Source organism: Bacillus sp. AR2-1, from assembly GCF_008368755.1.
GTDB lineage: Bacteria > Bacillota > Bacilli > Bacillales > Bacillaceae_G > Bacillus_A > Bacillus_A wiedmannii.
Map to the genome: position 1 here is coordinate 63,166 of NZ_QORY01000025.1, position 7,469 is coordinate 70,634.

General features: G+C 36.4%; 7 protein-coding genes. 4 read left to right on the forward strand and 3 right to left on the reverse strand.

The genetic code is table 11. From position 1 onward, the window contains the following. Positions 1-4: 4 nt before the first annotated feature. On the reverse strand, positions 5-562 hold the full coding sequence (locus DT250_RS25655; RefSeq protein WP_149213904.1) for an HAAS signaling domain-containing protein: 558 nt from the start codon (positions 560-562) through the stop codon (positions 5-7). A 399-nt stretch (positions 563-961) separates the two neighbouring features. Here DT250_RS25655 and alsS point away from each other — a divergent pair, with 399 nt between their 5' ends. Together alsS and alsD are read left to right on the forward strand one after the other, a co-directional pair. Further along, complete coding sequence (alsS, locus tag DT250_RS25660; protein ID WP_087985754.1) at positions 962-2,650, forward strand: acetolactate synthase AlsS; 1,689 nt, start codon at positions 962-964, stop codon at positions 2,648-2,650. A 16-nt stretch (positions 2,651-2,666) separates the two neighbouring features. Further along, positions 2,667-3,425 (forward strand): alpha-acetolactate decarboxylase, encoded by a 759-nt coding sequence (gene alsD / locus DT250_RS25665; RefSeq protein ID WP_088062113.1) that lies wholly within the window; start codon positions 2,667-2,669, stop codon positions 3,423-3,425. Positions 3,426-3,461: 36 nt separating this feature from the next. On the opposite strand, the gene DT250_RS25670 is transcribed toward alsD, so the two are convergent. Beyond that, complete coding sequence (locus tag DT250_RS25670; RefSeq protein ID WP_088062114.1) at positions 3,462-3,818, reverse strand: hypothetical protein; 357 nt, start codon at positions 3,816-3,818, stop codon at positions 3,462-3,464. 21 nt (positions 3,819-3,839) lie between these two features. Further along, complete coding sequence (locus DT250_RS25675) at positions 3,840-4,457, reverse strand: DNA-3-methyladenine glycosylase (RefSeq protein WP_088062116.1); 618 nt, start codon at positions 4,455-4,457, stop codon at positions 3,840-3,842. 134 nt (positions 4,458-4,591) lie between these two features. On the opposite strand from DT250_RS25675, the gene DT250_RS25680 reads away from it, so the two are divergent. Both DT250_RS25680 and DT250_RS25685 read left to right on the forward strand, forming a co-directional pair. Further along, a complete protein-coding gene (locus DT250_RS25680; RefSeq protein WP_088062118.1) occupies positions 4,592-5,464 on the forward strand; it encodes a Cof-type HAD-IIB family hydrolase in 873 nt (290 codons plus the stop codon). Positions 5,465-5,850: 386 nt separating this feature from the next. Continuing rightward, positions 5,851-7,469, forward strand: a 1,619-nt coding sequence (locus DT250_RS25685) for an MSCRAMM family protein (RefSeq protein WP_149213905.1), incomplete at its 3' end; no start/stop codon positions are given.

Here is a 7,469-nt window from a genome sequence, read left to right on the forward strand (position 1 = left end):
ATTATTATCTTTGTAAAATAGCTATATTCCATTTCAAATACTTTACTAAAGTTGCGTATAGATGTTTTACTATTTGGTAACATATGACGGATATGAGTAAACCGCTGCAAAAAGCGATGAACACATTGTAAACATCGGAATAACTGATTTGATGAAACCCTTTAAAAAATCCTAACCCTATTAATAAAATAGGTGAAATGATTAATAGTGGAGTAGCAATGATAAGTGCTAGAAGAATCGGTAATAAAAAGAGTAGTACGAAAAAGGCGATAATGATAAAGGTAAAGTTTAAAACACTTAAGCTCATAACAGAAAATAGTGCGGTTATCATATTTTTGAAGCTTCGTTTCTTGTCAGCATTGCTTATTGCATAGGAAACATTAAGTTCTTTCGCGATCGTTTTGGGGTTTCCTAGTTTTCTAGCAATTTCTTCTTCATATTTCCCATCCTGTTTACCACTGATAAAATGAGTTTCATACTCTGAAATAATATCTTTCTTTTCTGCATTAGGCATATTCCGCAGGGAAGAATTAAGTTGTTCCAAAAATTCATTTTTGTTCATAACAATCACTTTCCTTTATAGAATGATGGATTAAAGTTGAGAATGCTATATTTTGAAAGGGGGATACGAATTACAAAGTTCGTTCCAATTAATGGGTATTCCAATATTTACAAATATATCATTTACTAGTGTTCTTTGCAAGGTACTGTTATGTTTTTAATACTGTGACAAGATGGAAGTTTTTTGTACATTTTTAGAGAAGTTTTAAAAATATTATTTTAGGATAAATAAAGGGTTGTAAGCGCATTCCTTTGCGGCTGTCAAAATAATGTTAAATTCATACTGTTGGAAAAATAATGCATTTGTAATATAATGATAAATAATACTTCACCACATTAATTAACTAGGTGAAATTAAAAATCTTTATTACACACATTATGAAATAAAGGGATGATTAGTTTGAGTACAGGTGTAAAAGCAAACGACGTGAAGACAAAAACAAAAGGAGCAGATCTTGTTGTTGATTGTTTAATTAAACAAGGTGTTACACATGTTTTTGGTATTCCAGGAGCGAAGATTGACTCTGTATTTGATGTACTGCAAGAAAGAGGACCAGAGTTAATTGTTTGTCGTCATGAACAAAACGCAGCATTTATGGCAGCTGCTATTGGTAGATTAACAGGGAAACCGGGCGTATGTCTTGTAACTTCAGGACCAGGGACATCGAATTTAGCGACAGGTCTTGTTACTGCGAATGCGGAGAGTGATCCCGTTGTTGCTTTAGCTGGTGCAGTTCCACGTACGGATCGATTAAAACGTACGCATCAATCTATGGATAATGCTGCACTATTCGAACCAATCACAAAATATAGCGTAGAAGTAGAGCATCCTGATAATGTGCCAGAAGCATTATCAAATGCATTCCGAAGTGCGACTTCCACAAATCCAGGAGCTACTTTAGTAAGTCTTCCGCAAGACGTTATGACAGCGGAAACGACTGTAGAGTCTATCGGTGCGCTTTCTAAGCCACAGCTTGGAATCGCTCCCACACATGAAATTACATATGTAGTAGAAAAAATAAAATCGGCGAAATTACCAGTTATTTTACTCGGTATGAGAGCGAGCACAAATGAAGTGACGAAAGCCGTTCGTGAATTAATTGCGGATACAGAACTTCCTGTCGTTGAAACATATCAAGCAGCTGGTGCAATTTCGCGTGAGTTAGAAGATCATTTCTTTGGCCGCGTTGGATTATTCCGTAACCAACCAGGTGATATTTTACTAGAAGAAGCAGACCTTGTTATTTCGATCGGTTATGACCCAATTGAGTATGATCCGAAATTCTGGAATAAACTTGGAGACAGAACGATTATTCATCTTGATGACCATCAAGCAGATATCGACCATGATTACCAACCAGAGCGCGAATTAATTGGCGATATCGCTTTAACTGTAAATAGCATTGCAGAAAAATTACCGAAACTTGTATTAAGTTCGAAATCAGAAGCAGTGTTAGAACGATTACGTGCGAAATTATCAGAACAAGCAGAAGTTCCAAACCGTGCTTCAGAAGGTGTTACGCATCCGCTTCAAGTGATTCGTACACTTCGTTCTTTAATTAGTGACGATACAACCGTTACATGTGACATCGGTTCACATTCTATTTGGATGGCAAGATGTTTCCGTTCTTATGAACCACGTAGATTATTATTTAGTAACGGTATGCAAACGTTAGGTGTTGCACTTCCTTGGGCAATTGCCGCTACTTTAGTTGAACCGGGCAAGAAAGTTGTTTCCGTGTCAGGTGATGGTGGTTTCTTATTCTCTTCGATGGAATTAGAAACAGCGGTACGTTTAAACGCACCGATCGTACATCTTGTATGGAGAGATGGTACATATGATATGGTTGCATTCCAACAAATGATGAAATACGGTAGAACATCAGCTACAGAGTTTGGCGATGTCGATCTTGTGAAATATGCAGAAAGTTTCGGTGCAAAGGGTCTTCGTGTAAACACGCCTGATGAATTAGAAGGTGTATTAAAAGAAGCACTAGCAGCAGACGGCCCTGTCATTATTGATGTTCCAATTGACTACCGTGACAACATTAAATTAAGCGAAAAATTATTACCAAACCAATTAAACTAATGGAGGCATGATTGAGATGACTGTTGCACAATTCATTGATATTGATGCAAAAAGAACGAAAACGAGTAATGAAGTATATCAAACATCTACAATGCTTGCGCTATTAGATGGTATATATGATGGTGTAATTAGCTTTGAGGAATTGAAAGAACGTGGTGATTTCGGCATCGGCACATTTGATCAATTAGATGGTGAAATGATTGCATTCGATAACGAATTTTATCATTTACGTTCAGACGGTTCAGCAGAAAAAGTAGAACCGGAAGAAACAACACCGTTTGCGACTGTAACGTTTTTTGAAAAAGAAATGAGTTATACAGTAGAGCGTCCGATGAATCGTGAAGAAGTTGAGGCATTATTACATGAATTAATGCCAAGTAAAAACTTATTTTACGGTATTCGAATGGACGGTACGTTCCGTGAAGTAAGAACGAGAACTGTTCCAAGACAAGAAAAACCGTATACACCGCTCGTTGAAGTGACGAAATCACAACCAATCTTTTCATTTAAACATACAGAAGGTACGCTTGCTGGATTTTGGACACCAGATTACGCGCAAGGTATTGGTGTAGCGGGTTTCCACTTACATTATATTGATGATGAAAGAAGCGGGGGAGGACATGTTTTCGATTATGTTGTTGAAAACTGTACGATCCAAATTTGTCAAAAAGCTCATATGCATTTAGCACTTCCAGAAACAGCTGATTTTATGGCGGCTGAATTATCTAGAGAAAACTTAGAGGATAATATTGCGACTGCGGAAGGTGCAGAGTAAAAAGGGAAGCCGATTCGGCTTCCCTTTTATTCTTGATTAATCCCGATATGCGGAACAATGCTCATCAGAAATGAAATAGTTCTCTTTAACAGTTAAGGCTGATACTTCTACCAATTGATGCCCAAGCCCATCCCATACTGTAACAGTATGTAAGGAGGACCATTCAATATTCCCACGAGCGAGTCGGAAAGAATAATAGTCGTTATTTGTTGTTACTAAAACTTTGTTATAAATAATATTTTTCGTTTTTTTATTTTGCAAAATAAGAACAAAGTCTAGTTTATCTTCATCTTTTGGAATTTGTAGTATTCTCGCTACAAACATTCCATTTGGGTTTTTCTTCGTTTTATAGACTTTTTCTGACTCTATTTTTTGTTCAGGTTTCCCCCTCATAGTCTCTCCCTTTACATATGTTTATTTCTTTGAAACGAACGGATTCCCCTCGTAATAAAAACGCCACGGATATTGTACAGCTTCTTCTGCATAGTCGATGTTAATACGAGGTCCTGCTGTTATTTTATATTGTGATGATATGTGTTCTTCTTCTGGGACGAGTTCAATATGTAATGTGTCGCTTTGTAAGGATACGCCTCGTTCTTCTAAAGTAATTCCGAGGGCACGGCATAGTTTGCCAGGGCCGTTCGTTAAATTTTTATACTGCGCTTTTGTAATGTCGGTTTTATTGTATCGTGCAAGTTTTATTTCTTCAATCCCGTCTACTGGCTCAAGGGCTCGAATGAGAACACCTTGTGGGGTGCCAACTGGCGCTGTAATGACGTTAAAACAATGATACATACCATAAATTAAATATACGTAAGCATGCCCCGGTGCGCCAAACATGACTTCTGTGCGATCTGTTCGTCTGCCGCCGTAACTATGTGCGGCTTTATCATCGGGCCCCTTATATGCTTCTACTTCTACAATGATTCCGCTTCGTTTTATTCCATCTACAGTATGTACAAGTTTTTGTCCGAGTAATTTCTTTGCGACTTCTAACGTATCGCCTTCATAAAAGGAAGGTGGTGCTTGCATTGTACTATCTCCTTTACTGAGTGTATATGTATATAGTAAACCAAATTTTCAGTAGTAATTCTAACTCGTTCTATTTGCTACATTTATTTCATAAATTATGGATAGAGTACAACAGCGAAGAGGGGGAGTGCGACATGATTTATCGCTTACTAGCTCTTAATATAGATGGGACACTACTATACAACAACGGAAAAATTGCAAAAGGATTACGAGAAACAATTGAATTTGTGAAAAGAAAAGATGTATACGTTACATTATTTACGAGCCGTAATTTTCAGTCTGCTCATAAAGTTGCAAAGGCGTTAAAATTAGATTCTATCCTAGTGACACACGGTGGTGCTTTCGTTTCAGCAACGTTAGATAAGCCGTACGTTCAAAGAAGATTATCGGAAGAGAAGACGTTTAACATTGTGCAAGTATTAGAGCACTTTGATTGTAACATCCGCATTTCTCATGAACGGTTTTCAATCGGAAATCGGGAGAGGAATACACCAAACTTAATTGCGCGTACTGTATTATCAAGTGCAGATCCGTTATTTTATCCAGTTCAATTTGTAGACTCATTAGGTGATGCGCTTCGTGATCATCCAGTAGCGGCTCCGAAAATTGATGTAATTTTCCAAAGTAAAGGTGAAAAAGAACGAGGGTTAAATACATTACGAAAAGCATTCCAAGATATAGAGTATATTGAGTGTGATTCAAAACGAATAGAAATTTTGCCGCAAAATGTATCAAAATTACGCGGATTACAATTGCTTGGAGAGCATTTAAATATTTCGCTAAACGAAATGGTTGCGATTGGAGATAGTTTAGAAGATCTAGAAGTAATTGAAAATGTAGGGCTTGGTGTAGCGATGGGGAACTCGCCTGTAGAATTAAAGCAAGCAGCAGACTGGATTACACGTTCAAATAGTGAGAACGGTGTAGAGTATATGATTAAAGAACATTTCCGTAAGCAATTCCCGCTTCCGTTTTTGAAAAATCATAAAAATACACCGAAACGATGAAAGAAAAACGTAGCTTTTTGGCTACGTTTTTCTTTTGGTTTTAACCTAAGTTTGAAAGCGTTTTACCCGAGATAATTGTGTCTGAGATCCATACAATTTACTTGAATCCTTTAGAAAACTGTTGTAAAGTGGATGATGTTGCCAAAAAAGTTACACCACATGAAATATTCTTCAGATTAATTTTATTGAGCTCCCATAAGTAAAAACATTTCCGCATGTTAGTTTCGTTCACGTATTATTTCAAAAATGAATTGTAGTAATGTTATTAATTCGTTGTAGAGTTTCTTTGGTTTATTTAAATGGATTATTTTAAGTTAATGTGAGTAAAGATTGGTACATATGAAATGTGCTTCTTTTCGTAAATTTAGGAATTATAAAAGGGGGGAATGAATTTTTTGAGGAAATCATTTAATCAAAAAATAAAAAAATTAAGTAGTAGTTTTATAGTTGTGTTACTAGTATGTATGAATTTTTTAATCCATTTACCGTATAAAGCAGAGGCAGCTACAACAGAATTAAAAGGCTTAGGTGATGTATCATATTACAATGCAATCATTTTTGGAGATCATAGTGCAACGAGTGCGGATATTGAAGGTGCGATGGCCATTCAAAAAAATATGAACGCATCAAGTTATACAGTCCTAGCGGCTGCAACTGGAGCGAATAATTTAGCGGGAGCAACATGGGTAGAGGAAGGATATCCAGCATTATTACTAGGTGGTCAATTTACGAAAGCGGGAACAGGACAAGTAATTATTCAAGATGGCACAGTGGCGATGACAAAAGATGGTGACCCAGAAGGTGCAATGAAATCATCATATGACCGTATCTCTTATAAAGAGCAAGCGGAGATTGATGCTAAATTTAAAGAGTTTAGAAAAGATGTTAATAGTGTAATTGAGGAGGCTGGTCAATTACATACTGATAAACCTAAACCGGGTATGACCTTTGGAATCGGTGAAGATGTAAATAATCCTAATATTTACGTTTCTTCAGGCCAAAATGGAAAGAAAACATTTGATGTAAGTGATGTTTACCTTCCGAATGTAAGTAATAAAGACTTTATTGTTATTCATTCAGATGCAGAAGAAGTGAATTTTGGTGGCGGCGCAATCTTGTATGATACAACAGATAAGGGCGGATTCACATTAGTTAATACATCTCAACCATATGATCCTAATTCCTTTTTTACTGAATTAGCTAGTAAAGTAATTTGGGTGTTTCCAAATGCTAAAAGCATAACAACTAAAGGATATGGTGTAGTAGGAAGTGTATTTGCTCCAAATGCAGTTGTAGATACAAAGGGTGGTTCAATTAACGGACAAGCCTTTCTTGGTGGATTACACCAAAGAGATGGATTTGAGGTTCATAACTTTAAATTTAATTGGCCGAAATGGAATAAGCCATCAGGTGAAAAAGTAACAGGTCAATTTGAAATTGTAAAAGTAGATGCAAGTGATGAAACAAAGTTATTACCTGGTGCAGAATTTGAAGTGTATAAAGATGGTAAACAGATAGATACATTACGAACAGATAAAACAGGTAAAGTAATCTCTAAAAAATTAGAACCAGGTAAATATACATTAAAAGAAACGAAAGCACCAGAGGGATATAAATCACTAAAAGAAGAAATTGAAGTTACTGTGGAAGAGAACAAAGTAGTACCGGTAATAGTTAAAAATGTGAAAGAGTTGGGAAGCTTACAGGTAGTCAAAAAGGATGCTGAGAGCAGAAATGTACTAGAAGGCGCCGAATTTAGACTGAAAAACGAAAATGGTCAAATAGTTGGAGAGGCGAAAACAACAAATAAAGATGGTGTTGTTACATTCGAAAACTTAGTGCCAGGTAAGTATACGTTAGAAGAAACGAAAGCGCCAGAAGGCTACAAAGCAATAGAGGTTACAGTAGAAGTAAATGTTGTAGCAAATAAAGTAGCGAAACAAGAAGTATTGAATGAAAAAGAGACAGAAAAAGGTCCAGAAAAACCAGGTGAAGAGACAGAAAA